Annotated in this window: 21 protein-coding genes and 3 pseudogenes; 14 read left to right on the forward strand and 10 right to left on the reverse strand. The window is 68.6% G+C overall.

Going from position 1 to position 21,762, the window contains the following annotated elements:
• The first annotated feature begins 7 nt into the window (after positions 1 to 7).
• The 4 genes from AB0C19_RS16425 to AB0C19_RS16440 are packed head-to-tail and all read left to right on the forward strand — an operon-like array spanning position 8 to position 4,117.
• Positions 8 to 1,228, forward strand: a complete 1,221-nt coding sequence (locus AB0C19_RS16425; protein ID WP_357185495.1) for an extracellular solute-binding protein — start codon at positions 8 to 10, stop codon at positions 1,226 to 1,228.
• Complete coding sequence (locus AB0C19_RS16430) at positions 1,225 to 2,337, forward strand: ABC transporter ATP-binding protein (protein WP_357185498.1); 1,113 nt, start codon at positions 1,225 to 1,227, stop codon at positions 2,335 to 2,337. Before AB0C19_RS16425 ends, AB0C19_RS16430 begins: the two co-directional genes overlap by 4 nt.
• Positions 2,334 to 3,227 (forward strand): ABC transporter permease, encoded by an 894-nt coding sequence (locus tag AB0C19_RS16435; RefSeq protein ID WP_357185501.1) that lies wholly within the window; start codon positions 2,334 to 2,336, stop codon positions 3,225 to 3,227. The genes AB0C19_RS16430 and AB0C19_RS16435 overlap by 4 nt, the downstream gene beginning before the upstream one ends.
• Positions 3,227 to 4,117, forward strand: a complete 891-nt coding sequence (locus AB0C19_RS16440; RefSeq protein WP_357185504.1) for an ABC transporter permease — start codon at positions 3,227 to 3,229, stop codon at positions 4,115 to 4,117. The genes AB0C19_RS16435 and AB0C19_RS16440 overlap by 1 nt, the downstream gene beginning before the upstream one ends.
• 27 nt (positions 4,118 to 4,144) lie before the next feature.
• Here the strand turns inward: AB0C19_RS16440 and AB0C19_RS16445 are convergent, their stop codons facing one another.
• From AB0C19_RS16445 to AB0C19_RS16460, 4 genes and pseudogenes are all read right to left on the reverse strand, one after another.
• Positions 4,145 to 5,728: a gluconokinase gene (locus tag AB0C19_RS16445; protein WP_357185507.1), complete on the reverse strand. Its 1,584-nt coding sequence runs from the start codon at positions 5,726 to 5,728 to the stop codon at positions 4,145 to 4,147.
• Positions 5,729 to 6,504: 776 nt separating this feature from the next.
• Positions 6,505 to 6,696, reverse strand: a complete 192-nt coding sequence (locus AB0C19_RS16450) for a hypothetical protein (protein WP_357185510.1) — start codon at positions 6,694 to 6,696, stop codon at positions 6,505 to 6,507.
• A 247-nt stretch (positions 6,697 to 6,943) separates the two neighbouring features.
• A pseudogene (locus AB0C19_RS16455) lies at positions 6,944 to 7,351 on the reverse strand (transposase); the annotation flags it as partial.
• The gene (locus tag AB0C19_RS16460) at positions 7,285 to 7,584 is read right to left on the reverse strand and encodes a transposase domain-containing protein (protein ID WP_357185947.1); all 300 of its coding nucleotides are present in this window, start codon (positions 7,582 to 7,584) and stop codon (positions 7,285 to 7,287) included. The pseudogene AB0C19_RS16455 and the gene AB0C19_RS16460, both read right to left, overlap by 67 nt.
• An 889-nt stretch (positions 7,585 to 8,473) precedes the next feature.
• On the opposite strand from AB0C19_RS16460, the gene AB0C19_RS16465 reads away from it, so the two are divergent.
• Entirely contained in the window at positions 8,474 to 10,372 is a 1,899-nt protein-coding gene (locus AB0C19_RS16465; RefSeq protein WP_357185513.1) for an ABC transporter ATP-binding protein, read from the forward strand.
• Here the strand turns inward: AB0C19_RS16465 and lepB are convergent, their stop codons facing one another.
• The 3 genes from lepB to AB0C19_RS16480 are packed head-to-tail and all read right to left on the reverse strand — an operon-like array spanning position 10,373 to position 12,037.
• Positions 10,373 to 10,855, reverse strand: coding sequence for a signal peptidase I (lepB, locus tag AB0C19_RS16470; protein ID WP_357185516.1), 483 nt, complete (start codon positions 10,853 to 10,855; stop codon positions 10,373 to 10,375).
• Positions 10,848 to 11,426, reverse strand: coding sequence for a redoxin family protein (locus tag AB0C19_RS16475; RefSeq protein WP_357185519.1), 579 nt, complete (start codon positions 11,424 to 11,426; stop codon positions 10,848 to 10,850). The genes lepB and AB0C19_RS16475 overlap by 8 nt, the downstream gene beginning before the upstream one ends.
• A complete protein-coding gene (locus AB0C19_RS16480; protein WP_357185522.1) occupies positions 11,423 to 12,037 on the reverse strand; it encodes a MauE/DoxX family redox-associated membrane protein in 615 nt (204 codons plus the stop codon). The genes AB0C19_RS16475 and AB0C19_RS16480 overlap by 4 nt, the downstream gene beginning before the upstream one ends.
• Before the next feature lie 249 nt (positions 12,038 to 12,286).
• Here AB0C19_RS16480 and AB0C19_RS16485 point away from each other — a divergent pair, with 249 nt between their 5' ends.
• On the forward strand, positions 12,287 to 12,493 hold the full coding sequence (locus tag AB0C19_RS16485) for a hypothetical protein (protein ID WP_357185525.1): 207 nt from the start codon (positions 12,287 to 12,289) through the stop codon (positions 12,491 to 12,493).
• Between the two features lie 13 nt (positions 12,494 to 12,506).
• On the opposite strand, the gene AB0C19_RS16490 is transcribed toward AB0C19_RS16485, so the two are convergent.
• The 3 genes from AB0C19_RS16490 to AB0C19_RS16500 form a co-directional block, all read right to left on the reverse strand.
• Entirely contained in the window at positions 12,507 to 13,220 is a 714-nt protein-coding gene (locus AB0C19_RS16490) for a hypothetical protein (protein WP_357185528.1), read from the reverse strand.
• Between the two features lie 106 nt (positions 13,221 to 13,326).
• Positions 13,327 to 13,989, reverse strand: coding sequence for a response regulator transcription factor (locus tag AB0C19_RS16495; RefSeq protein WP_357185531.1), 663 nt, complete (start codon positions 13,987 to 13,989; stop codon positions 13,327 to 13,329).
• A gap of 25 nt (positions 13,990 to 14,014) precedes the next feature.
• Positions 14,015 to 15,145, reverse strand: coding sequence for a sensor histidine kinase (locus AB0C19_RS16500; protein WP_357185534.1), 1,131 nt, complete (start codon positions 15,143 to 15,145; stop codon positions 14,015 to 14,017).
• A gap of 144 nt (positions 15,146 to 15,289) precedes the next feature.
• Between AB0C19_RS16500 and AB0C19_RS16505 the strand changes: the two genes are divergently transcribed.
• The 8 genes and pseudogenes from AB0C19_RS16505 to AB0C19_RS16540 all read left to right on the forward strand — a co-directional run.
• Entirely contained in the window at positions 15,290 to 16,285 is a 996-nt protein-coding gene (locus AB0C19_RS16505; protein ID WP_357185537.1) for a carboxymuconolactone decarboxylase family protein, read from the forward strand.
• Positions 16,286 to 16,295: 10 nt separating this feature from the next.
• The gene (locus AB0C19_RS16510; RefSeq protein ID WP_357185540.1) at positions 16,296 to 16,748 is read left to right on the forward strand and encodes a DUF6220 domain-containing protein; all 453 of its coding nucleotides are present in this window, start codon (positions 16,296 to 16,298) and stop codon (positions 16,746 to 16,748) included.
• A complete protein-coding gene (locus AB0C19_RS16515; RefSeq protein ID WP_357185543.1) occupies positions 16,745 to 18,484 on the forward strand; it encodes a multicopper oxidase family protein in 1,740 nt (579 codons plus the stop codon). The genes AB0C19_RS16510 and AB0C19_RS16515 overlap by 4 nt, the downstream gene beginning before the upstream one ends.
• Before the next feature lie 25 nt (positions 18,485 to 18,509).
• The gene (locus AB0C19_RS16520; protein WP_210781189.1) at positions 18,510 to 18,953 is read left to right on the forward strand and encodes an OsmC family protein; all 444 of its coding nucleotides are present in this window, start codon (positions 18,510 to 18,512) and stop codon (positions 18,951 to 18,953) included.
• A gap of 57 nt (positions 18,954 to 19,010) precedes the next feature.
• Positions 19,011 to 20,096, forward strand: coding sequence for a hypothetical protein (locus tag AB0C19_RS16525; protein WP_357185547.1), 1,086 nt, complete (start codon positions 19,011 to 19,013; stop codon positions 20,094 to 20,096).
• A gap of 185 nt (positions 20,097 to 20,281) precedes the next feature.
• Positions 20,282 to 20,629 (forward strand): annotated as a pseudogene (locus tag AB0C19_RS16530) (cellulose binding domain-containing protein); the annotation flags it as partial.
• A gap of 64 nt (positions 20,630 to 20,693) precedes the next feature.
• Entirely contained in the window at positions 20,694 to 20,966 is a 273-nt protein-coding gene (locus tag AB0C19_RS16535) for a PT domain-containing protein (protein ID WP_357185949.1), read from the forward strand.
• Positions 20,867 to 21,718: pseudogene (locus tag AB0C19_RS16540) on the forward strand (non-reducing end alpha-L-arabinofuranosidase family hydrolase); the annotation flags it as partial. The gene AB0C19_RS16535 and the pseudogene AB0C19_RS16540, both read left to right, overlap by 100 nt.
• Positions 21,719 to 21,762 lie beyond the last annotated feature (44 nt).

A 21,762-nucleotide genomic window follows, 5' to 3' on the forward strand; every position in this document is an offset into this window, starting at 1 on the left:
ACGGCTCATGGGTATCTCGCGGCGCGGCGCTCTCCTGGTCACGGCATCGTCGCTCCTGGTGGGCACTGTCGGGTGCGGGGCACCCGAGGCCCCCGGCGACAACACTGGCGACAGCACCGGTGAGGTGCCACAGCGGCCCGGTAAGGCCGTCACGCTCAACGTCCTCGACGTGGCGGGCAACCTCCAGCTGACCCAGGGGATGATTGACGAGTTCGTCTCGAAGAACCCCGACGTGATCTCCCGGGTGACCTATTCGAAGGCGCCGGCGCCCGAGCTGGCCGGGAAGATCAAGGCCCAGCAGGGGGCGGACCGGGTGGACATCGGTCTCGTGCTGACCGGCGTCGACGGCCTGGCCGCCGGGATCGAGCAGGGGCTCTGGATCGACGTGTTGCCGACCTTCCAGGACCGCCTCGGCGGCATGAGCAACTACCTGGAGCCGGCCGCCGCGATGCAGAAGCTCGCCGGCAACGCGGGCGTCACAGTCACCTACTACCCGTCGGGTCCGCTGCTCGAATACCTGCCGTCCCGCCTGGCGACGCCACCCACCAGCGCGGACGCACTGCTCGCCTGGGCCAGGGCCAACCCCCGCAAATTCCAGTACGCCCGGCCGGCCAACTCCGGCCCGGGGCGCACGTTCCTGATGGGTCTGCCCTACATCCTCGGCGACTCGAACCCCAAGGACCCCACAGCGGGCTGGGACAAGACGTGGGCCTTCCTCAAGGAGCTGGGCCAGTACGTCGACTACTACCCGTCCGGCACCACCGAGACGATGAAGAACCTCGCCAATGGCACCGCGCACCTGATCGTCAGCACGACCGGTTGGGACATCAACCCGCGGGTGCTCGGCACGGTGCCCAAGGAGGCCAGGATCACCCCGATCGACGGCTTCCACTGGGTCACCGACGCGCACTACGCGGTCCTGCCCAAGGGCGTGTCGACCGACACCCAGGCCGCCGTGCTGGCCCTGCTGGCGTTCATGCTCACCCCCGAACAGCAGGCGAAGGCGTACGACGAGGGGTACTTCTACCCCGGCCCGGCGATCAAGGAGGTCCAGCTCTCGTCGGCGCCGCAGAAGAGCCAGGACGCGATCCGGGAGTTCGGCCGCCCCGAGTACGACGCGCTGATCGCCGGAAACCCGACCGAGGTTCCGCTCGACGCGAAGAGCCTGGTGGCGGCGTTCAGCCGCTGGGACCGCGAGGTCGGCGGCGGCAAGGTCAAGCAGGGATGAGCGCCTTCACCCAGCTGCGGCTGGACGGGGTGTCCCGCCGGTTCGGCGGCCAGGCCGCCCTCACCGGGCTGGACCTGACGATCGAGGCGGGGGAGTTCATCGCCCTGCTCGGCCCGTCCGGCTGCGGCAAGTCGACGGCGTTGAACTGCCTGGCCGGGCTGCTGCCATTGACGGCGGGGAGCATCTGGCAGGACGAACGCCGCATCGACACGTTGCCACCGGAGCGGCGCGGCTTCGGCATGGTGTTCCAGAGCTACGCCCTCTTCCCGCACCTGACGGTCCGGGCGAACATCGCCTTCGGGCTGCGCATGCGGCGGCTGCCCAAGGAGGAGACGCGCCGGCGTACGGAGGAGGCGGTGCGGCTGGTGCGACTGGAGGACCACGTCGACAAGCTGCCCGGTCAGCTCTCGGGTGGCCAGCAGCAACGCGTCGCCATCGCTCGCGCCGTCGTGTTCGAGCCGTCGCTGGTGTTGATGGACGAGCCGTTGAGCAATCTCGACGCCAAGCTGCGCCTGGAGATGCGGACCGAGATCCGCCGGCTGCACCAGTCGTTGGGGCTCACCACCGTCTACGTGACCCACGACCAGGAGGAGGCGCTGTCCCTGGCCGACCGGCTGGTGGTGCTGCGGGAGGGGCGGGTGCAGCAGATCGGCTCACCGCGTGAGCTGCACACCCGGCCCGCGAACTGGCACGTCGCCGACTTCATGGGCTACCGCAACCTGTGGCGGGGGCGGGTGGAGCAGCTCGACGGGCCCCGCGCCACCGTCGAGTCGTCCGGCCATCGCCTGACCGGCGAGGTGGTGGGGGACCTCCATACCGGGGCGGACGCCGTGGTCGCCGTACGCCCCGAGGACATCCGCGTGGACGGGCCCGGCGAGACCCGCAACGCCATGTCGGCGACCGTCGAGGTGGTGGAGTACCAGGGCCGCGAGTTGGCCGCCGAAGCCCGCACCGACAGCGGGCTGCTGCTGCACCTGCGGACCGAGCAGCGGATCGCGCCGGGCGACCAGGTCAAGCTCGCCGTCGATCCGCAGCGGCTGCTGGTCTATCCCGCCGAGGCGTCGACGCAGCCCGAACGCCTCGCGGACGCTTCGGCGGCGACGCGGTGAGCGGCGCCGGGAGGCCGCTGACGCACTGGCGGCACCGTCTCGCCGAACGGGGCGTCGACCGTCAGCTCTGGTTGCTGGTACCGGCCCTGGTCTTCGTCATCGCCCTGTTCCTCTACCCGTTCTTCTACGGGCTGACGCTCTCGTTCCAGCCGACCAGTGGCGGGCCGTTCAGCGACTACGCCCGGTTCTTCTCCGACTCCTACGAGCGCGGCACGATCTGGATCACGCTGCGGATCGCGTTGCCCGCCGCGCTCCTGAACGTCCTCGCCGCGGTGCCGATCGCCTACCGGATGCGCGGCCGGTTCCGGGGCAAGCGACTGGTCACCACGCTGCTGGTAGTGCCGATCACGCTCGGCACTGTCCTCACCGCACAGGGGTTGCTGAACTTCCTCGGCCCGACCGGTTGGTTCAACCGGATCCTGCTGGCCAGCAACCTCGTCGACGAGCCGGTACGGCTGACCCACAACTACTGGGGCGTGTTCTTCTCGCTGGTGATCACCGGCTTTCCGTTCGCGTTCCTGCTGGTGCTCTCGTACCTGTCCGGCATCGACCCGACCCTGGAACGGGCGGCCGCGACGCTGGGCGCGGACTGGCGTCGGCGGTTCACCCGGATCACCCTGCCGCTGCTGATGCCGGGCCTCGCCACGACCTTCTGCCTGACGTTCGTCCTGGCGTTCAGCGTGTTCCCGTCTGCCGTTCTGGTCGGCAACCCCGCCGGGGAGACCCGGGTCATCTCCCTCGCCGCCTACCAGGCCGCCTACGAGCAGTACGACTACCCGTACGCGTCGGCGATCGCCATGATCATGGGCTTCGTCGAGCTGGTCATCATCGCTGTGGTGCTGGCCGCTCGCAGCCGCTTCTACACCGGCTCCACCGGAGGCAAGGGCTGATGGCAACGACCACCCAGGCCCCACCAGCGCGGCCCTCCGCCACCAGCACCGACCGGCGGCGGCGCATCACCGCGCGCCCGGCCGCCTGGATCGTGTGGGGCGTCGTCATCTTCTTCTTCCTCAACCTGCTCGGCGTCGTGGCGTCCGTGCTGGTCAGCTCGTTCGGCCAGCGCTGGTTCGACACCTGGCTCCCGGACGGCTACACCACAAGCTGGTACGCCCGAGCCTGGGACGAGTTCGCGCTCCTCCAGGTCATCGTCGTGACGCTGGAGGTCTCCGTACTCGTCGTGGGCCTCTCGCTGGTGATCGGCGTGCCGGCCGCCTACGCCCTCGCGCGGCGCTCGTTCCCCGGCAAACGGCTTATCTTCCTCGTGTTCCTGCTGCCCATCCTGATGCCGCCGATCACCTACGGCATCCCGCTGGCGACAGTCCTCTACAAGTTCGGCCTGGCCGGGCACATGTCCGGGGTGGTGCTCGCCAACCTCGTGCCGTCGGTGCCCTTCGTCATCCTGACCATGACCCCGTTCATCGAGCAGATCGACCCGAGGATCGAGAGCGCCGCGCGCATGTGCGGCGCGGGACTGCGCACGGTGTTCCTCCGGGTCCTCACGCCGCTGCTCGTGCCGGGCATCCTCGCCTCCGCGATCCTCGTGCTCGTGCGGACCGTGGGCATGTTCGAGCTCACCTTCCTGACCGCGGGGCCGGACTCGCAGACCCTGGTGGTGGCGCTCTACTACTCGATGTCCGCGTCCGGGATCAGGGCTCAGCAGTCGGTCGACGCCATGGCGGTCATCTACACCTCGATGATGCTCGTCCTGCTCGTCGTCGCGCTGCGCTACGTCAACCCGACGCAACTGGTGGCGCGGGTCAAGGACGAGCCGGAGCACTGAGGCCGACGCCGGCGTCGACCGTTTCGGTCATCCGCGCATGGCGCCGCGGGGCAACGCGTCGGTCCGCCGGTCGATGCCCGGGCCGGCTGCCACCTCGTCGAGGATCTCACCCATCCGGCCCGCGACCGTGATGAGAGCGGGCAGTTTCGTCCGCAGACCGCGGTACGCCGCGGCGAGGGCAGGGTCGACCGCGATCGGCTCGGTGCGGGCACCCTCGGGATCGAGCTGGGCGACGGCCCCGGGCAGATCGGGGGCCAGGCCGATGGCGAAGAGCCCGAGCGCGGCCGCACCGAGGGCGACGTCGTCGGCCGCACCTGACGCCCGCACCGGGCAATCCAGGACCGCGGCCATCACCGCACGCCACAGCGGAGATCGGAACGCGCCACCGCTCAGGCGAACGCTGCTGACCGGTGTCAGCTCGGCCAGGCGGTCACGGACGCCGCCGAGCTGGAGGCAGACACCCTCCACGGCGGCCCGTACCAGGTGACCGCGAGAGTGCTCGCTGCGCAACCCCAGGTACGCGCCCGGCGGGACAGATTCCCCCTCCGGGGTCCGGTCGGCCAGCAGATAGGGCAGCATCACCAGTCCGTCGCTTCCCGGGGCGATCCGTTCGGCGAGAGCCAGGAGCTCGGGCGCGGCGAGCTGGTCATCGAACGCCGGGCGACTGTCGGGTTCGAGGACGCTACCGGCCCACCGTACGACGTTGCCGCCGTTGTTGACCGTCTCGCCGACTACCCAGGCGTCCTCGGTCAGCGCAGCGCAGGAGAAGGTCTCCGTGGGGTCGACGAGCGGAGCCGCGACGACCGTTCGCAGGGCGCCGGTGGCCGCGAGCGTCAGACCGGCGACGGTGCTGTCGATCGCCGCCATGCCCAGGCTGCTCGACGGACCGTCGCCCGCGCCCACGACGACAGGTGTGCCGGACGGCAGGCCGACCGCCTGCCCGGCCGCCGAGGAGAGCCGCAACACGCCCGTCGTGGGCAGGACCGGGGGCAGTTGGCTGCGGGACACCCCGACCAGGTCGAGTACGGCCGGACTCCACACTCGCCGGTGCACGTCGAACAGGCCGGTGCCGGACGCCGACGACAGCTCGGTCACCAACGTCCCTGTCAGCCGATGGACCAGGTAGTCCTTCAGGCCGATCCACCACCGCGTCGTGGCGCAGAGGTACGGCTCGTGGCGGGCGAACCAGATGAGCTTGCACAGCGGGCTTCCTGGGTGCACGGGCGTGCCGGTAACGCGGTGCAGCTCCCGGCTCTGGCCGGAGATCCGCAGTTCGCGGGCCACCTCCGCGGACCGCGTGTCACGCCCGGTCAGCAGCGGCGTCACCGGGCTGAGTGTCGCGTCCAGCCCGATCACGCCGTACCTGGGGGAGCTGATCGCGAGGGCCACGACCTCCGCCCCGGCGGTGTCGGCGACACACGCGGACACCGCCGCCAGGGTGGCCGCCACTAGCACGTCGGGGTCCTGGACGTGCCAGCCGGGCAGCGGTTGGAGCAGCGGGTACGCCAGCGTCCGAACGTGTCGGGCGGAGCCGTCCAGCGCGAACGCGCCCGCCCGCACAAGGGTGGTGCCCACGTCGACCCCGAGGATGACACGACGCTCCGGCCCCATGAGCACATGGTCGAGCGGCGTTCGACGGGTGGGCAAGCGGTTGCGCGCAGTTGTCGTGCCGTGCGGTACGAACACCACACCCGCCCAGCGCCTCGGTTAGGAAATAGCAGTCAGCTGAGCGCGTTCGGCGGGTGTGGCGCGGATCAGGCCGGCAAGGGCTGGGCATCCCACTCGGGATGCTCGTCCCATCGAATCCAAATCTCGTTTGGCTTTGGTGCTCCGAATGCGGGGAGAAGCAGTAGTTCCATGGAGGCTTGTGGGGGCACCTCATCGGCCCGGGTGTCGCCCCTGACCACGCACTTGATGCGAGACTCGTCGATCTCGACGTTGCGGGCTGTGTCAGTACCAATATTCCTTAGCACGTAACAGTTTTTTGACTTGAGCTCGCACCACCAGGCGACGTAGCCCGGGTTGGGGGAGGTCAACGCCTCGAGGGCAGCACTCGTGTCGACGGGGAGACGGGACTCCCCCGCTTCCTCCCTGGCAGCCTCGAACGCGGCTTCGGCTAGCTCTACTTGGCGTTCGGCGGCGGCAGCCTGCCTAACCGCAGCCTGAGCTGAGATCTCAGATGCCGATGCGGAAGTCTTGGCGTGCTTCAACGCTCGCCAAGCAACGCCCGCAGCTCCTAGTGATACTGCGAAAGCAGCCCACGCTGGTCACGGGAGCAAGTATGGGGGAAGTGGCCAGGCGGCGAGCGCTGCGGTCTCACGGCATCGGTACAACAGTGCGAGACTTTCCCCCGCCGGGGGTGCTTCGCGTTCTGGCACGGGCTGACTTCAGTCCGGTGTGTCGTCCTCGGTCGGGCCCGGTTGGCGGTGCTTCTTGATCCACGCTTCGACGTCCTCGGCCAACCAGACCTTCGTGCCCAGTAGCTCCTGGTACGGCTTCGGGAAGGTCGGGTATCGGGCGAGCTGCTGGAACCGCTGCCACGAGACGCCAGGGCACTCGGCGATCTCGTACGGCCCCACGAGCTGCCTGGCCCTCGGTCCATAGCCCGAACATAGAGCGGCCAACCCTTTCCTTTGACAAGTGCCAGTCGACTAATCCGACCGGGGTGGCGACCGTGGATGCATGACCCCACATGTGCCCGATGGCGAATACCTGGCGGCGGTAGCGGTGACCCTGGTTCGCAGGTATCGGCCGGTGTGGTCGTAGATCAAGTGGCGGAACGTCTGCAAGTGCGGCAACGAGCTGCCGTGCGGAGCCAGACAAAGATCCCGAGCCATGCCGGCGCAGGATCGGTAGTTTGCGGCCGGTCTTGCAACGGATCAGCAGGTCCGCGCCGGTCGCGGCCAGGGTGGCGGTTAGGTCGGCGCCTGCGTAGTTGCTATCGACCATCATCAAGATCCCGCGCGGGCGCAAACTACGAGCGAGCTGTCGGGCCTGATCGAGTTCGCCGACACTGACCGGATCGACCACGGCATCGATCACCGATCGGGTGCCGCAGGACCGTAGGGCGATGAGCCGCAGCTGCCGTTGTTGCAGCGTTGTTTGGCATAGCGGCTTCGTGGTGGCCGGCGAATCCGCGACCGTCAGGAAGGTCCCGTCGATCCCGTTCAGCAGCAGCCTCGCGGGCGGGTCTGGGTGGGGCTGGTAGCGGCCGGGCTGCGCAACAAACCGAATAACACCCTCACCGGCTGCGGACCGAGGCGTGGCCGGGCCTGGCGCAACGCACTGCCGCTGGGCGCCACGAGCGGCAGACCGGACAACCCGCTGGTCAGCTTGGACCGAACCTGTAGGTATCCCAGTTCGGCGATCAGGCACCCGGCGAGTAGCAGATGCATCACGACCCGGGCCGATAACAGCCTGCCCCTGGACTCGGTCCGCCTGGTGATGGCCATGACATTGTCGACCATCTCGAACGGCACCAGCCGAGTCAGCGGCTCATTGCACTCGTAGTGCGATCAACTCACCCACCGGAGCATGTCTGGGGCCTAACCACGACGGCACCGACGACGCCAACGCCAAGCCCGAACCTGCCACTACCGACGACACCGCTACCCCTGGTCAACTGCCACTGGCAGCATTAACGCCTTAGTGGGTGGCCGGCGACCCAGGAGCTGTCGCCGGCCACCCACAATGCGTTCACTTCATCGTGACGCTCGTTCAGCAGCCGCTGCCGGTCTTCTCGCAGACCTTGCTGGATGAACGGCAATCGGTGCGGCAGACGTGCCTGTACTTGTGAAGTCTCATGGCAACGCTGGGACCCGGTAGGGCGACCAACCAGCACCCGCAACTGGCGCCCCACCATGAGGTCCCGGGGTCGCAAGCGCATTCGCCTGCCCGGGCTTCGACCTTGGGTACGATCAATGCTAAGACGTGGTCACTGAGTTTCTCGACTGCCCTGATCATTGCACTCCTCACGCTGCTGGCCGGACACCGATCTTCGGGCGCATAGCACCCTCGGGTCTGCTCGTCTCTGAGAGCTCACCGAGAGTTGGGAATACGGCTATGCCAAAAACGAGCAGCCGTATAGTCCTCCGTTGGAGGAAGGTGTCGAAGCCTTCCAGACCTGCACTTGGCTCTGGAGCATAGCCCTTGCGGGGCACCCGCGTTGCCCCTCGATTGCCCTTGCCGCAGGAAGGCCGGGACAGTGCAAAGTCAGTCCGCCGAGTATGCTGCGGCTCGCAGGGCGAATGGGGCGGTCAGCCGACGGTAAAGTCTCCGCCGAAGACGCCGATCACGAGATAGAGGATCGATGGCTCCGATTACTGCGGCGGGCACGGACATCGCATGCCGGCTACCATGAGTGACGACACCACCAGCGAACCGGCAATCGATCTTTCTGGTCGCATCGGTGTCCGCACCGCTGCACGCCACATCACCAGCGCCTTCGCGCTAGCTTGGCAGGCAGCCCCTGTCGCGCTGGTGGTCCGGCTCGCACTAACACCATTCTCCGCAGCAATCCCGATCGCCGTCGCCTGGCTCACAAAGACTGTGTTGGACCAGTTGGCAGCACCCGGCTCTGTTGAGCTGTCGGCGATCCTCGTACCAGGGCTGGTGCTAGCGGGAATTGGGGTAGCCGGCGGGGTCCTGGGTCAAGTCAGCGTGTACATGCAGGGCCAGATGAGCCGCGCTATCGAACTTGCTGCTCGCGAGCGGCTCTACCGGAAGGTAGTAAGTTTCGACAGCCTTGCCCGATTCGAGAATCCGCGCTTTCATGACCGGCTCCAGTTGGCGGGCACGGCTGCGACGATGGGCCCAAATCAACTCTTCGAGCATTCAGTGCACCTGGTGCAGGGGTGCATCGCAGTCGGGGGTTTTATCGGCACGCTGTTACTGCTGAACCCATGGATGGTACTCGTCGTCGCGGTGTCGGCGGTGCCGTCCCTCCGGGCGGAGCTAAAGCTCAGCAGGTTACGCGCCCGGATGGTAAACGAGGTGGGGCAGGCGACTCGCCGCGAGATGTTTTACGCTGACCTGCTGACCAGCGCAACTGCCGCTAAGGAAATTCGGCTCTACGGCCTGAGCGACCTTTTCGGCGCACGAATGGTTGCGGAGTTGCGCCGAATTAATGGCCATCACAAACAGATGGACCGTCGGGAGCTGCTCGTGCAGGGCTTGCTGGGGCTGATGGGGGCGGCTGTTGCCGGCACCGGGTTGGTCTGGGCGATCCTCGCCGCTCGGTCGGGGCAGCTCAGCGTCGGTGACGTGTCGGTCTTCATCGCCGCGGTAGCTGGGGTGCAGGTCGGGCTAATGCAGGTCGTCTCCAGTGTCAGCGGCGTCCACCATTCGGCTTTGATGTTCGGCCACTACCGGTACATCGTCGATTTGGGTCCTGATATGCCGCCGCCCCAGCGGGAACTCCTGACGGTTCCTCAGATGCGGGAATGTATCGAGCTGCGGAACGTATGGTTCCGCTACGGCGACGATCTACCCTGGATTCTCCGCGGAGTGAGCCTGACGCTACCGTCCAAGCAGGCGACCGCTTTCGTCGGCCTCAACGGTGCCGGGAAGAGCACCCTGGTGAAACTGCTTTGCCGATTCTATGACCCTACCAAGGGCTCGGTGCTCTGGGATGGGACTGACATTCGAATGTTTCCGGTGGCAGAGCTGCGTCGGCGAGTGCGGGCCGTGTTCCAAGACTTCATGAGTTACGACCTGACAGCTGGTGAGAATATCGGCCTCGGTGACGTGCTGGCGCTGGAAGACCGTTCCCGTATTGATTTAGCAGCTAGCAAGGCTGACTGCCGCGACCTCATCGAAGCGCTGCCGAGTGGCTATGACACAATGCTGAGTCGGCTATTTTTCGATAATTCCGACAAAGACGACGCGTCGACCGGTGTGGTGCTCTCGGGTGGACAGTGGCAGCGACTGGCGATCGCGCGGGCGTTGATGCGCGATGATCCCGATTTGCTGATCTTGGACGAGCCGAGCGCAGGCCTCGATCCCGAGGCGGAATATCAATTACACCAGCGGCTCCGAAACTTTCGGCGGGGCCAAACCGCTGTTATAATCGGGCACAGACTGGGCGCCATTCGTGACGCGGACAATATTGTCGTGCTAGCCGGTGGGGTTGTGGCCGAGCAGGGGACACATTCCGAGCTCCTTGGCAAGAACGGCGCATACGCTCGTCTCTTCAAGTTGCAGGCGAGCGGTTACAGCGATGAATTGCCGCAGGATCGCGCGTCCGTCGAGATCTGATCAATGAGATGCTGCCGGCCGGAGTGCGACGCCGAGCACCCGATCCATTGGGAAGTACCCGACATGCTTGGAGTCGTAACTCCGCCGCCCGGCGTCCCCCAATACCACCACCTGACCAGGGGGCACGAATTCCTCCGGTACGGTGGTCAGTGCCGGCACCAGCGCGCGGGGCACCGGATCCCCTGGTAAGGCCATCACACGTTTTATCATCCAGATACGATTGAGATCCCTGCGGCCCGGCGGTGTGGAGGACCAACTGCCGCGATCGTCCGGGCATTCAATCACCACAACGTCACCCACCCGGAATCGTTGGTGTGGTAGACGCCGCACTAAAATACGGTCGCCGTCGTGATAAGTCGGCTCCATGGAACTGCCGGTGATGAGGACGTGCGCGTACCGGCCCCTTGCCCCCAGCAGTAGAGTGATCGCCGCAGCGAAGCCGGCCGCTGCAGCCGGCACTAGCCAAACATTGGTGCTAACCACGTGTAGTTGTCAAATGTTCGCGGCCGGCGGGTGTGGGAACAAGGACCTCTTCGGCATCGACTCCCATATCCCGTACCAAGCCGCCCGCGTCCAGCACGACGAATGAGGGAAGCACGGATACCTCGAATGCACTGCTGACCGGCCCAATCGGAGATTCGATCACGACCATGGCATGCGGCTCCAGCTGTGCCCGCATTGATTCAAGGGCTGGTTCCTCGCCACTAAGGACCGCCACGACCATGTCCCGCGTTCCACTGCTCGCGGAAATGCGTTCGATGAATGTTGGGAGCTGCTCAGCGCAGGCCGGGCATGTCGTGGAGAGGAAGGCAACGAGCGTTCCTGGTCGGAGGCCGTCTCGCGTCAGGACCGAGCCGTCGACCGTGGTCGTCGTGAAGTCACCCACTGTGCCGCCGACAGGAACCTTGATCGGCTGAAACGGTTCCGCTGCCGCCGGACGCTTGGACAGCAGTTCGCTGTGGTGTCGCAACCGGCGGATCACTCCGAGGGTGAGCACCAAGTCGAACAGGCAAAGTAGACCCACAATGGTGACAGCGGCCGTTAGCAAGGTCACGACTTCTCCGGGATGCCGAGGGTGATTGAGGCTTGCCGATCGGGTACGCGCGCGGGCGACATCAAGTCAGCGATCTCGCCGAGGTTCATCAGCAGTAAGGCGATTACAGCACCGACGCCAGTAGCGAGAGCTAGCCCACCTACCCCAATGTCGGCCACGTTCGCTGATCCCGCCGTGCCGGCGAGACCCGCGCCCGCGACAGCGATCAGGGCAAGATTACGAATGACGTCGATCCATCCCGGCGGGCGCGTCGACACACCGAAGCAACGACATGGCTCGACCGATCCACGACGGACCATCGACGCGATCGAGAGGGTGAATATCAGCATCAGACCCATGGCGAGCAGGAAGCCCACCATGGCCAGGCCGGGCACCGCCACGATCACGGCGGTCGCCATCTCGGCAACCACCACTAGCCAAGCCACAGACCACGAAAACCGCTTCGGCAAAAAGATCATGCGTGGCAGTGCGTCGCGGAACGCCGCCAAGGCGCCAGCCCGAAGGACCTTGCTGCCCGCTGCGGCCACGAACGTGAATACCATCGCAGCTTGACATGTTACTAATAAGTAACCAATCCACATGCCACAAGGTGCCTTCCCCGTTAGAAGCATCTTGCTGCCGCCTGCCTGGCAGCGTGCAGGTGAGGGTACAACAACTCCGTGCGTGCTTGGGGGCGCCGACGCCGTAGGCACGCAGCAGGTAGGCGGCCGTCCATTGAGGACCGTATCGGGCGTCCTCTATCGAAGCGCCTCGTGTGCGGACCAGTTCCGGGGCAGCCACACAGGAGTGGACGAGCCGGCCGCTGAGGCTCCGACCGGCGAGCAGTGCTTTATCCGAGCACACGGGCGATTCAACGCTCCATGCCGCTGACCAAGATCGACAAGCGTCACCTGACGGTGATTACGCCTGATCACGTCGCACATCTATGGACGATCTCGGCATATCTAACACTGCCGACCTCGACGCAGGAGCGGGTCTTCCGCCAGATCGAGCAGGTCCTGCCCGAGACGGTCGAGCTTTCGACCGACGTCGTCGTGCATCTCGCCCGTCGACGCCCCGAGCAGTAGCGCCCGCTGGCGGTCAGACCAGGAACTCCTCGCGCATCCGCGCGCCCAGGTTGATCCCGCCGACCGCCCGAGGGCTGGCCGGATCGTGCACGGCGACGGTGTTGTTACGACGCATCAGCTCCCGGACCGCGGGCGGCAGCCGCGGCGGGTCGTCCATGGCCGCGAGGACCCGCCCGGCACTGACGATCAGTCGATCGGCCAGGGTGGCGGCGTCGGTGTCCACCCGCACCCGGCCGTACTCCCAGCCGGAGGTGGTCAGGTCGAGCACCTCGAACACGCGGGTCACCAGCGGGTTCGGGTCGGTCACCCGGTCGAGCCGGGGCGCCCGGTTGCCGACCACTGTGACGGCGGCGGCCACCTGCGCGTACGGGTGGAAGCCGCACGGCAACGCGAACAGCGGCCAGCGCAGGGCCGGGCCCGCCTCCTTCCACAGCGGCCGGTAGTTGCGGCGGTGCACCAGCAGCCGCCGGCCGGTCCGTCGGTGGATCTCCTGGGCCTGGGCCTGAAGGTCCACGTGGGCCTCGTCGGCGACCTGACTCACGATCCGGGTCGCCACCACCAGGCCGTCGTCACTGTCGAGCGAACCGGTGAGCGCGTCGACCTGCTCGGTGAACCGGATCCGCGCGTGGGGGCCGTACCGGGAGTGGACGTCGTGCAGCAGCGCCTGCTGGCGTCCCGGGTCGAGCTGGACCTTCCTACCGCCCAGCAATCGACGGAGCCAACGCATGTCGCCTCGATTCAGCAGAGCCGTCGCGGACGGCGGCAATGCTAGTGCGTCGACCGTCCCTCATGTTCCCAAGGGGGGTGATCGACTCCTGCCCCGGAGGCGGCGATCACCGCCGACGCGGCGTGATCAGCCCCGACTCGTACGCCCACACGACCAGCTGCGCCCGGTCGCGGCAGTGCAGCTTCGTCATCGCCCGGTTGACGTGTGTCTTGGCGGTCAGCGGACTGATCACCATGCGCGCGGCGATCTCGTCGTTGGTCAGCCCACGGGCGACCAGCTCGACGATCTCCTGCTCCCGGGCGGTCAGCACGTCGCGCCCGGCCGTCGGCACTGCCGGCGGTGGGCCGGCCACGAACTCACTGATCAGTGTGCGGGTGACGGTCGGCGCGAGCAGCGCGTCGCCGCGCGCGACGATGCTGACGGCGTGCAGCAGGTCGGCGGGGTCGGCGTCCTTGAGGAGAAAACCGCTGGCGCCCGCACGGAGGGCGGCGAACACATAGGAGTCGAGCCCGTAGTTGGTGAGGATGAGAACGCGGATCGCGGCGAGGTCGGGATCAGCGGCGATGCGCCGGGTGGCCTCGATGCCGTCGAGGCCCGGCATCTGCACGTCCATCAGGACGACGTCCGGGCGCAGGCACCGGGACAGGTGGACGGCCGAGGTGCCGTCGGTCGCCTCGCCGACGACCTCCAGGTGGTCCTCGGCGTCGAGCAGTGCCCGGAAGCCGGCTCGCATCAGCGCCTGGTCGTCGGCGATCAGCACCCGGATCATCAAGGCGTCTCCAGGCGGCGGGCGGTCATCGTGGGCCGTCCAGCGGGAAGGTGGCCCGTACTGTGAACCCGTGGTCGTCGTGCGCGGCGGTCCGCAGCGTGCCGCCCAGGGCGCTGACCCGTTCCCGCATGCCGCGGAGGCCCACGCCCGGGGTCAGCGGCTCAGCCGGCGACGCCTGACCGTCGTCGGTGACCGCGACGGTCAGCCCCGCCGGGGCGTACTCCACCTGGATGTGCGCGGTCGCGGGCCCGGCGTGGCGGGCCACGTTGGTGAGCGCTTCCTGGATGACCCGGTATCCGGCCTGGTCGACCTCGTCGGGCAGGGCCCCGCGCTGGCCGGTGACTGTCACCTGCACCGGTACGCCGACCGCCCGGGTCCGCTCGGCGAGCTCGTCCACCCGGGCCAGCCCGACCCGATCGCCGTCGGTCGGTGCGCGGAGGACGTCGAGGGTCGTACGGAGTTCCCGCATCGCGGCGCCGCTGGCCTCCTGGATCGCCAGCAGCGTTGCCGACGGCTCCTCGCCGTGTTTGCGGGCCAGGTGCACGGCGATCCCCGCCTGCACCTTGATCACCGAGATGCTGTGGGTCAGGGAGTCGTGCAGGTCGCGGGCGATGCGCAGCCGCTCCTCCCCGGCGCGCCGCAACGCCATCTCCTCGCGGGTGCGTTCGGCCTCGATGGCCCGCTGCTCGACCTGCTCCAGGTACGCCCGGCGCTGCCGCGCGACGAGCCCGGCGACGTTGGCCGCCACGAACCAGCCGAGCAGCAGGGCCGTCCGCTCGGCGACCAGCTGGCCTGGCCGGCCGGCCGGCGCCATCGAGATGTCGCGGGCCAGGAAGCTACCGAGGAAGGCGAGGCTGGCCACGGCGGCGGCCGACCGGTGTCCCTGCCAGGCGCTGACGTAGACCGCGCAGAGGACGGGGAACGCGGCGGACACCCCGGGGTGCACCCGGACGTGAACGGCCAGCATGGCGACGGTGACCACGCCCAGCGCCACCACCGGGTAGCGCCGGCACGCCGCCAGGGCCACCACAGTGGCCAGGACCAGGGCGACGTCGAGCACCTCGACCGGTGCGGCGTCCGGGGTGAGCACGGCGTTGCCGAGCAGGAGGAGGCCGAGGGCGAGACCGCCGAGGGCGTACGGGAGGTCGCGGCGCATTGTCGCACTGTAGAACGGCAGTCGTCGCTGGAGCATCCCGCGCGCGTGGTACCTGCGGCGTACCACGGACGCGGTATGAGCGGCGGGGCAAGTGTCTGCGGCGGCACGACGCTTTCCCGGCCCGCCGGAACAAGCATCGAGCCCATGACATACCGCTTCTTCACCCCCACGCCGACGAGAGCGGCCACGGGCCGCACCGCGGCCGTCTACCAACAGTTGCGCGACGACTTTCTCGGGCCGTTGCCGACCTTCCAGGCGCTCTCGGCAGTGCCGGAGGTGCTGGCCGCGACCTGGGCGCTGATGCGGGAGGCGCTGCTCGCCGGGGACGCGCCCCGGGTCGACCGCGAGCTCGTCGCGGCTACGGTGTCCCGGGCCAACCACTGTCAGTTCTGCGTCGACGCCCACGTGCTGCTGCTGCACGCGCTGGGCGTACCGAAGCTGGCCGAGGCCGTCGCCCGGGGCGAGACGCCCCCCGAGCCGAGGCACGCCGCGCTCGCCGGCTGGGCGCAGGCGAGCCGCAGCCCCAGAGCCGCCGACTGGACCAGCACCCACGGCCCGGAGATCACCGGCACCCTGCTCGCCTTCCACTTCATCAACCGGGTCGTCTCCGCGTTGCTCGACAGCGATCTGCTCCCCGGCGGCCTGCAACGCTCCCCGCTGGTGCGCTCAGTCGGGGGCCGGCTCTACGCCAGGGCGGCCCGGGAGTCCAAGGAGCCCGGCCGAAGCCTTCCGCTCCTCGACGCCGACCCGACGGCATCACCTCCCGCCTGGGCGGGGGACAGCCCGGTGGGCGTCGCCTACGCGTCGCTGCGGGACGCCGCCGTGCGGGGTGGGGATCTGCTGCTGGGCGACGTGGCGCGCGAGACCGTCACGGCCACCGTGCGCTGGGAGGACGGGCGGTTCCCGGCCCGGCCCGCGGACTGGGCCGTCGATCTGGTCCGGGACGTCCCGGGCAGGGACCGCATCGGGACGCGGATCGCGTTGCTGGCCGCGTTCGCGCCGGCCGCGATCAGCCCGGGCGACGTCGCTCTCTGGCGGCTCTCCCACCCCGCCGACGCCGACCTCGTGCGGGTGGTCGCGTACGGGGCGATCACCGCCACCGATCACGTCGCCCTGGCCCTCGCCTCGGCGCGCCTCTAGGAGGTAACCCATGCGCAAGGCTCTCGTCATCGTCAGCGCCGTGTTGCTCGTCGCGTTCGCCGTGCAGTTCGTCCTCGCCGCAGTGGGCGGGTTCACCAGACCCGCAGGCGAGGACGCGTACGCGCTGCACAGCGTCAACGGCATGGCGGTCATCCCGATTCTCACAGTGCTCACCGCGGTGTTAGCCGCACTGGCGAAGGCGCCGGGAAAGATCATCGGACTGGCGATCCTGCCGATCGGCCTCGTCATCCTCCAGCCGCTCATCGCCATGCTGGCCGAGGCGTCCACCGACGCGTCGGGTGTCAGCACCCCGCTCGGCCTGACCATCGGTGGGTTGCACGCGCTCAACGGAATCATCGCTGTGCACGTCGTGGTCGGCGTCCATCGAGCGGCGCGACAGCTGGCCGCCCCGGCTCCCGTCGCCGCGGCCCGGCTGGCCACCCGGGAAGGAGAGCCGGCGTGACCACCGGATCGCTGCTCGTGGCCGACCTCGTGATCGCGGTTCTCGCTGCCGCCGCCTGGCTGGGCGGTGGCGCCGCGTCCGCCGCCCGCCGCCGCCCGCTCGCACTGGGACTGGCGGCGGTCGCGCTGCTCGCCACGCTCGCCCGCGCGGTCACGATCACCGCTCTCGCCCGCGCCGGCTGGTGGTTCGCCGCGGAGAAGGTCCTCATCGCGGCCCCACTGTCGCTCGCGGCGGTGGGCGTCGCCGGTCCGCGGTTGCTGCGGGCCCTGGGTGACATCCGGGCCGTCGCGGTTCCGCTGCTCTTCGCCGGGTACGCCACGAGCAGCGCCCTGCTCGTGACGATCCTGCACGGCTACCCGGCGTCGGCCGGGGCGGGGCTGCTCGCGGTCGCCGGGGTCGTGACGGCGACGGTGATCTCGGCGCGTGCGCTCGGTGCGCGCCCGTCCCGGACGGCGTCCCGGGTGGCCCTCGTGGTGGCGGTCGCGGCGCTGCTGAGCGGAACCGGGCTGACCGTCGTCCCGGGCACCGCGCCCGCCGTACCGCATGAGCACGCCCATCCGGCGGCCCGGATCGCCGACGAACCCACCCGGCGGTTCACACTGACCGCCGCAACCGCCACTGTGGACGCGGGCGGCCGGGACGTCGACGCGTGGGCGTTCAACGGGCAGGTTCCCGGGCCGGAGCTGACCGCCGCCGTCGGCGACGTCCTGGAGGTGACGCTGCGCAACCGGGACATCGGGCGCGGGGTCACCCTGCACTGGCACGGGTACGACGTGCCGAACGATCAGGACGGGGTTCCCGGGGTGACGCAGGCGCCGGTGCGGCCCGGCCAGGAGTTCGTCTACCGGTTCCGCGCCGACCAGGCCGGAACGTACTGGTACCACACGCACTCGGCCTCGGATGTCGGTGTGCGGATGGGTCTCTACGGGGTGCTGGTGGTGCGACCGGGCCCGGTGACCCGCCTCGACGTCACAGTGCCGGTGCACACCCTGGCGGGCCGTCCGTTGCCCGCGCCGAGAGTGGAGCAGGTCGAGGCCGGCGTGCCGGTGCGGTTGCGGCTGATCAACACCGACAGCACGACGCACCGGTACGCACTGGCCGGGACCGCGTTCCGGGTGGCCGCCATCGACGGCGTCGACCTGCGCGGCCCGACGCCGCTGGTGGACACCGCAGTGCTGGTCCCGGCCGGGGGCCGCTACGACCTGGTCTTCGACGCGCCGGCGACTCCGGTGGCGCTGTTCGTCGACGGGCGGGCGGTCTACTCGACCGGCCCGGTGTCGACGGCGACCGGCGCCTGGCCGGTGCTCGATCCGCTCGGCTACGGCGCTACCGCTCCGGTGCCCTGGCCCCGGTTCGACAAGACGTTCACCCTCGTCCTCGATCGCGGCCTCGACCTGCGCGGACTGCTGCCACGGTACGCCCACACCGTCAACGGCGCGGCCGACCCGGACATCCCACCGCAGGTCGTACGCCTCGGCGACGTCGTACGGTTCACGATCGTCAACCGGTCGCAGATCGTGCACCCGTGGCACCTGCACGGCCACCACGTCCTGGTGCTGGCCCGCGATGGCGAGCCGGGGGCCGGAAGCCCGCTGTGGCTGGACTCGTTCGACGTCCGTCCGGGCGAGGTGTGGGAGGTGGCGTTCCGGGCCGACAACCCCGGGATGTGGGCCAATCACTGCCACAACCTGGCGCACGCCGATGCCGGGATGACGTTGCATCTCATGTACTCGTGATCGCGAAGGCCTGTAGTTTTCTGTCATGACTGAGGACACCTTCCGTTCGGTGGCGATCGAGCGCACCAGCCTGGGCAACTACGTCGTGCGAAACTCCCGTGGCGGGTCGGTGTCGTTGGGCACGGGCGAGGACGGCAGTTTCACGCCGGTGGAGTTGCTGCTGGCTGCCATCGGCGGTTGCACAGCCGTGGACGTGGACCACATCACCAGTCGTCGTGCGGAGCCGACCGGGTTCGCCGTCGCCGTCACCGGCGACAAGATCCGCGACGAGGCCGGCGGAAACCGGATGCGGAACCTGCGGGTCGAGTTCACAGTCACGTTCCCCGAGGGTGCGGAGGGCGACGCGGCCCGTGCGGCGCTGCCCCGGTCGTTGCAGCAGTCGCACGATCGGTTGTGCACTGTCTCCCGTACCGTCGAGCTCGGCACTCCGGTCGCGATCGCCGAGGGCCCCGGGCCCACCGGAGACTGATCGGCGCTGAGCACCGCTACTCAGGCCCCTGCGGTTCGTTCGTGTGAGGGTGACGGTATGCGTCGACTACTGATGCCACTGCTGGTCGTCCTCACCGTGGTGGTGGCCTGTGCCGACCCGAACGCCCAGCCGGGTCGCTCGGACCCGACGGTCGCGCAGGCGGGGCCCACCGAGCTGCTCGCGGACGGCAGCGCGCCCTGGGCCGACCTGAAGATCACCGGCGAGGACCTCAACGGCCGCCCCGCCGCGCCTAGAACGCCGGCCGCCGGCAGTGAACCGTGCCGGGCAGAGCAGCTGACCGGCCGGCTCACCACCTGGACGCGGCCCGGCACCGGCGGTGAGACGCCTCGGGGTTTCGACGCCGCCATCGGCAAGCTCATCGGCGAGGTGGACGTGCGGAACTCGTCGACGGAAGAGTGCACCCTTCAGGGCGAGGTGCCCACGACAATGCTCGCCGACGGCCGTGAGATCCCGATGCTCTACACCCACGACATCGACGAGGAGGGCCGCACCCGGGTGGTCGCCGTGCCCGCCGGCGGCAGCGCCAGCCTGCGCCTGGACTGGTCCGGGCCGTTCTGTCAGCCCGTGAAGGGGTCGTTGGAGCTCGCGATCGAGTTGCCGCACGACGGCGGCAGGTTGCGCGCACCGGTCACGGTCGACAAGCGTCCAGGCTGTCCGCAGGGGGAGGGGGTCCACCCCCGCGCGAGGGGGACGCTGTCCGCGAGCGGGTTCACCGAGCCGGTGACGGTGTCGAAGCCCCCGTCCTCGCCGCTCGATAAGCTCACCGTCGCTGTTCAGGGGCCGACGACCGCCGCCGCCGGGTCGCGGCTCTCCTTCCGGGTGACGCTGGGCAACCCGACCGGCGGCCCCCTCGAGCTGGACCCTTGCCCGGGCTACCTGATGGAACGGTTCTCTCTCGGCGACGCGACGAACGACGCCGTGAACTCGGCCCAGTTGTACCGGCTGAACTGCCGCGCGCTCACGCAGATCCCCGCCGGCGGCAGTGCCGTGTTCGAAATGGTCGCCGAGGTGCCGGCCTCGATGCGGGCCGGGCGCGAGCTGAGCGTGACGTGGAAGCTCTATCTGCCGCACTACGTGCAGCGGAGCAACCAGTTCGGTGTCCTCACCGTCACCATCGCCTGAGGAAGATCGCTGCCGTCCAGCCGCACCGGCAAAGTCGACGTAGGTGAGAACGAGGGATAGATGCTGTTGAGGGTATGGGAGCGCTCCCGTAACATACCTGACGCGGCCTGTTAACGCTCACAATCGGTCACCACGCAGCGACCGCCATCAATGTATAGGCCGCCGTCCCGCGAGGAGGGTGCTATATGACCAGATCCAGAGCCACCAATGTCGGTCTGGTTGCGGCCGGCGTCGGCTTACTGGTGTCGTCGACAGTTGTCGCGGCGCTGCCGGCCGGTGCCGCGGCCGAGGGTTGTTCGGTGAACTACGCCGTGTCGTCGCAGTGGCAGGGCGGCTTCGGCGCCAACGTGGCGATCACGAACCTCGGTGACCCGTTGAGCAGTTGGACGCTGACCTGGTCGTACGGCGCCGGGCAGACGGTGACGCAGGCCTGGAACACGTCGCTGACGCAGAGCGGGTCGGCGGTGACGGCGAAGAACGTGAGCTACAACGCCGCGGTTCCGACCAGCGGCACTGTGTCGTTCGGGTTCAACGGGTCGTGGACGAGCAGCAATCCAGCACCGACGAGCTTCGCCCTGAACGGTGTCACCTGCACCGGTGGCACGACGCCGACCGACCCGCCGACCGACCCGCCGACCGACCCGCCGACCGACCCGCCGACCGATCCACCGACCGACCCGCCGACCGACCCGCCGACCGACCCGCCGACGTGCAACCTTCCGTCGACGTACCGGTGGTCCTCGACGGGAGCGCTGGCGCAGCCGAAGTCCGGCTGGGTGTCGCTCAAGGACTTCACCGTCGCCCCGTACAACGGCCAGCAACTCGTCTACGCCACCACCCACGACAACGGCACCCGGTGGGGCTCGATGAACTTCGGCCTCTTCACGAACTACTCGCAGATGGCCTCGGCCAGCCAGAACGCGATGAACAACGCGACAGTCGCGCCGTCGCTGTTCTACTTCGCGCCGAAGAACATCTGGGTGCTCGCCTACCAGTGGGGTGGACCCGCGTTCTCGTACCGGACCTCGACCAACCCGACCAACCCGAACGGCTGGTCGGCGGCGCAGACGCTGTTCAGCGGAAGCATCACCGGTTCGGGCACCGGCCCGATCGACCAGGCGGTCATCGGTGACGACCAGAACATGTACCTGTTCTTCGCCGGTGACAACGGCAAGATCTACCGGGCCAGCATGCCGATCGGCAACTTCCCGGGCAGCTTCGGCTCCAACTACACGACCATCATGAGCGACACCACCAACAACCTCTTCGAGGCCGTTCAGGTCTACAAGCTCAAGGGTCAGACCCGTTATCTCATGATCGTCGAGGCGATCGGTTCGCAGGGTCGCTACTTCCGCTCGTTCACTGCCACCAGCCTGGGCGGCTCCTGGACGCCGCAGGCCACCAGCGAGAGCAACCCGTTCGCCGGCAAGGCCAACAGCGGTGCCACCTGGACCAACGACATCAGCCACGGCGAGCTGCTGCGCACCAACGCCGACCAGACCATGACCGTCGACCCCTGCAACCTGCAACTGCTCTACCAGGGTCGTTCCCCCAGCTCCGGCGGCGACTACGGCCTTCTGCCGTACCGGCCGGGTCTGCTGACCCTGCAACGCCCGGTCTGATCACGCTCCACCGACCCGCGACGGGCGGGCTCGGCGTCACGCCG

The organism is Micromonospora sp. NPDC048842, assembly GCF_040649935.1.
GTDB lineage: Bacteria > Actinomycetota > Actinomycetes > Mycobacteriales > Micromonosporaceae > Micromonospora > Micromonospora hortensis.

Excerpts from the sequence above, each read along its gene's own strand:
- AB0C19_RS16480 (WP_357185522.1), bottom strand. The coding sequence starts at position 12,037 with ATGCTTCTAACGGGGAAGGCACCTTGTGGCATGTGGATTGGTTACTTA.
- AB0C19_RS16445 (WP_357185507.1), bottom strand. The coding sequence starts at position 5,728 with ATGGGGCCGGAGCGTCGTGTCATCCTCGGGGTCGACGTGGGCACCACC.
- AB0C19_RS16520 (WP_210781189.1), top strand. The coding sequence starts at position 18,510 with ATGACTGAGGACACCTTCCGTTCGGTGGCGATCGAGCGCACCAGCCTG.
- AB0C19_RS16495 (WP_357185531.1), bottom strand. The coding sequence starts at position 13,989 with ATGATCCGGGTGCTGATCGCCGACGACCAGGCGCTGATGCGAGCCGGC.
- AB0C19_RS16510 (WP_357185540.1), top strand. The coding sequence starts at position 16,296 with ATGCGCAAGGCTCTCGTCATCGTCAGCGCCGTGTTGCTCGTCGCGTTC.
- AB0C19_RS16525 (WP_357185547.1), top strand. The coding sequence starts at position 19,011 with ATGCGTCGACTACTGATGCCACTGCTGGTCGTCCTCACCGTGGTGGTG.
- AB0C19_RS16430 (WP_357185498.1), top strand. The coding sequence starts at position 1,225 with ATGAGCGCCTTCACCCAGCTGCGGCTGGACGGGGTGTCCCGCCGGTTC.
- AB0C19_RS16505 (WP_357185537.1), top strand. The coding sequence starts at position 15,290 with ATGACATACCGCTTCTTCACCCCCACGCCGACGAGAGCGGCCACGGGC.
- AB0C19_RS16490 (WP_357185528.1), bottom strand. The coding sequence starts at position 13,220 with ATGCGTTGGCTCCGTCGATTGCTGGGCGGTAGGAAGGTCCAGCTCGAC.
- AB0C19_RS16425 (WP_357185495.1), top strand. The coding sequence starts at position 8 with ATGGGTATCTCGCGGCGCGGCGCTCTCCTGGTCACGGCATCGTCGCTC.
- AB0C19_RS16485 (WP_357185525.1), top strand. The coding sequence starts at position 12,287 with ATGCCGCTGACCAAGATCGACAAGCGTCACCTGACGGTGATTACGCCT.
- AB0C19_RS16440 (WP_357185504.1), top strand. The coding sequence starts at position 3,227 with ATGGCAACGACCACCCAGGCCCCACCAGCGCGGCCCTCCGCCACCAGC.
- AB0C19_RS16460 (WP_357185947.1), bottom strand. The coding sequence starts at position 7,584 with ATGGTCGACAATGTCATGGCCATCACCAGGCGGACCGAGTCCAGGGGC.
- AB0C19_RS16465 (WP_357185513.1), top strand. The coding sequence starts at position 8,474 with ATGAGTGACGACACCACCAGCGAACCGGCAATCGATCTTTCTGGTCGC.
- AB0C19_RS16500 (WP_357185534.1), bottom strand. The coding sequence starts at position 15,145 with ATGCGCCGCGACCTCCCGTACGCCCTCGGCGGTCTCGCCCTCGGCCTC.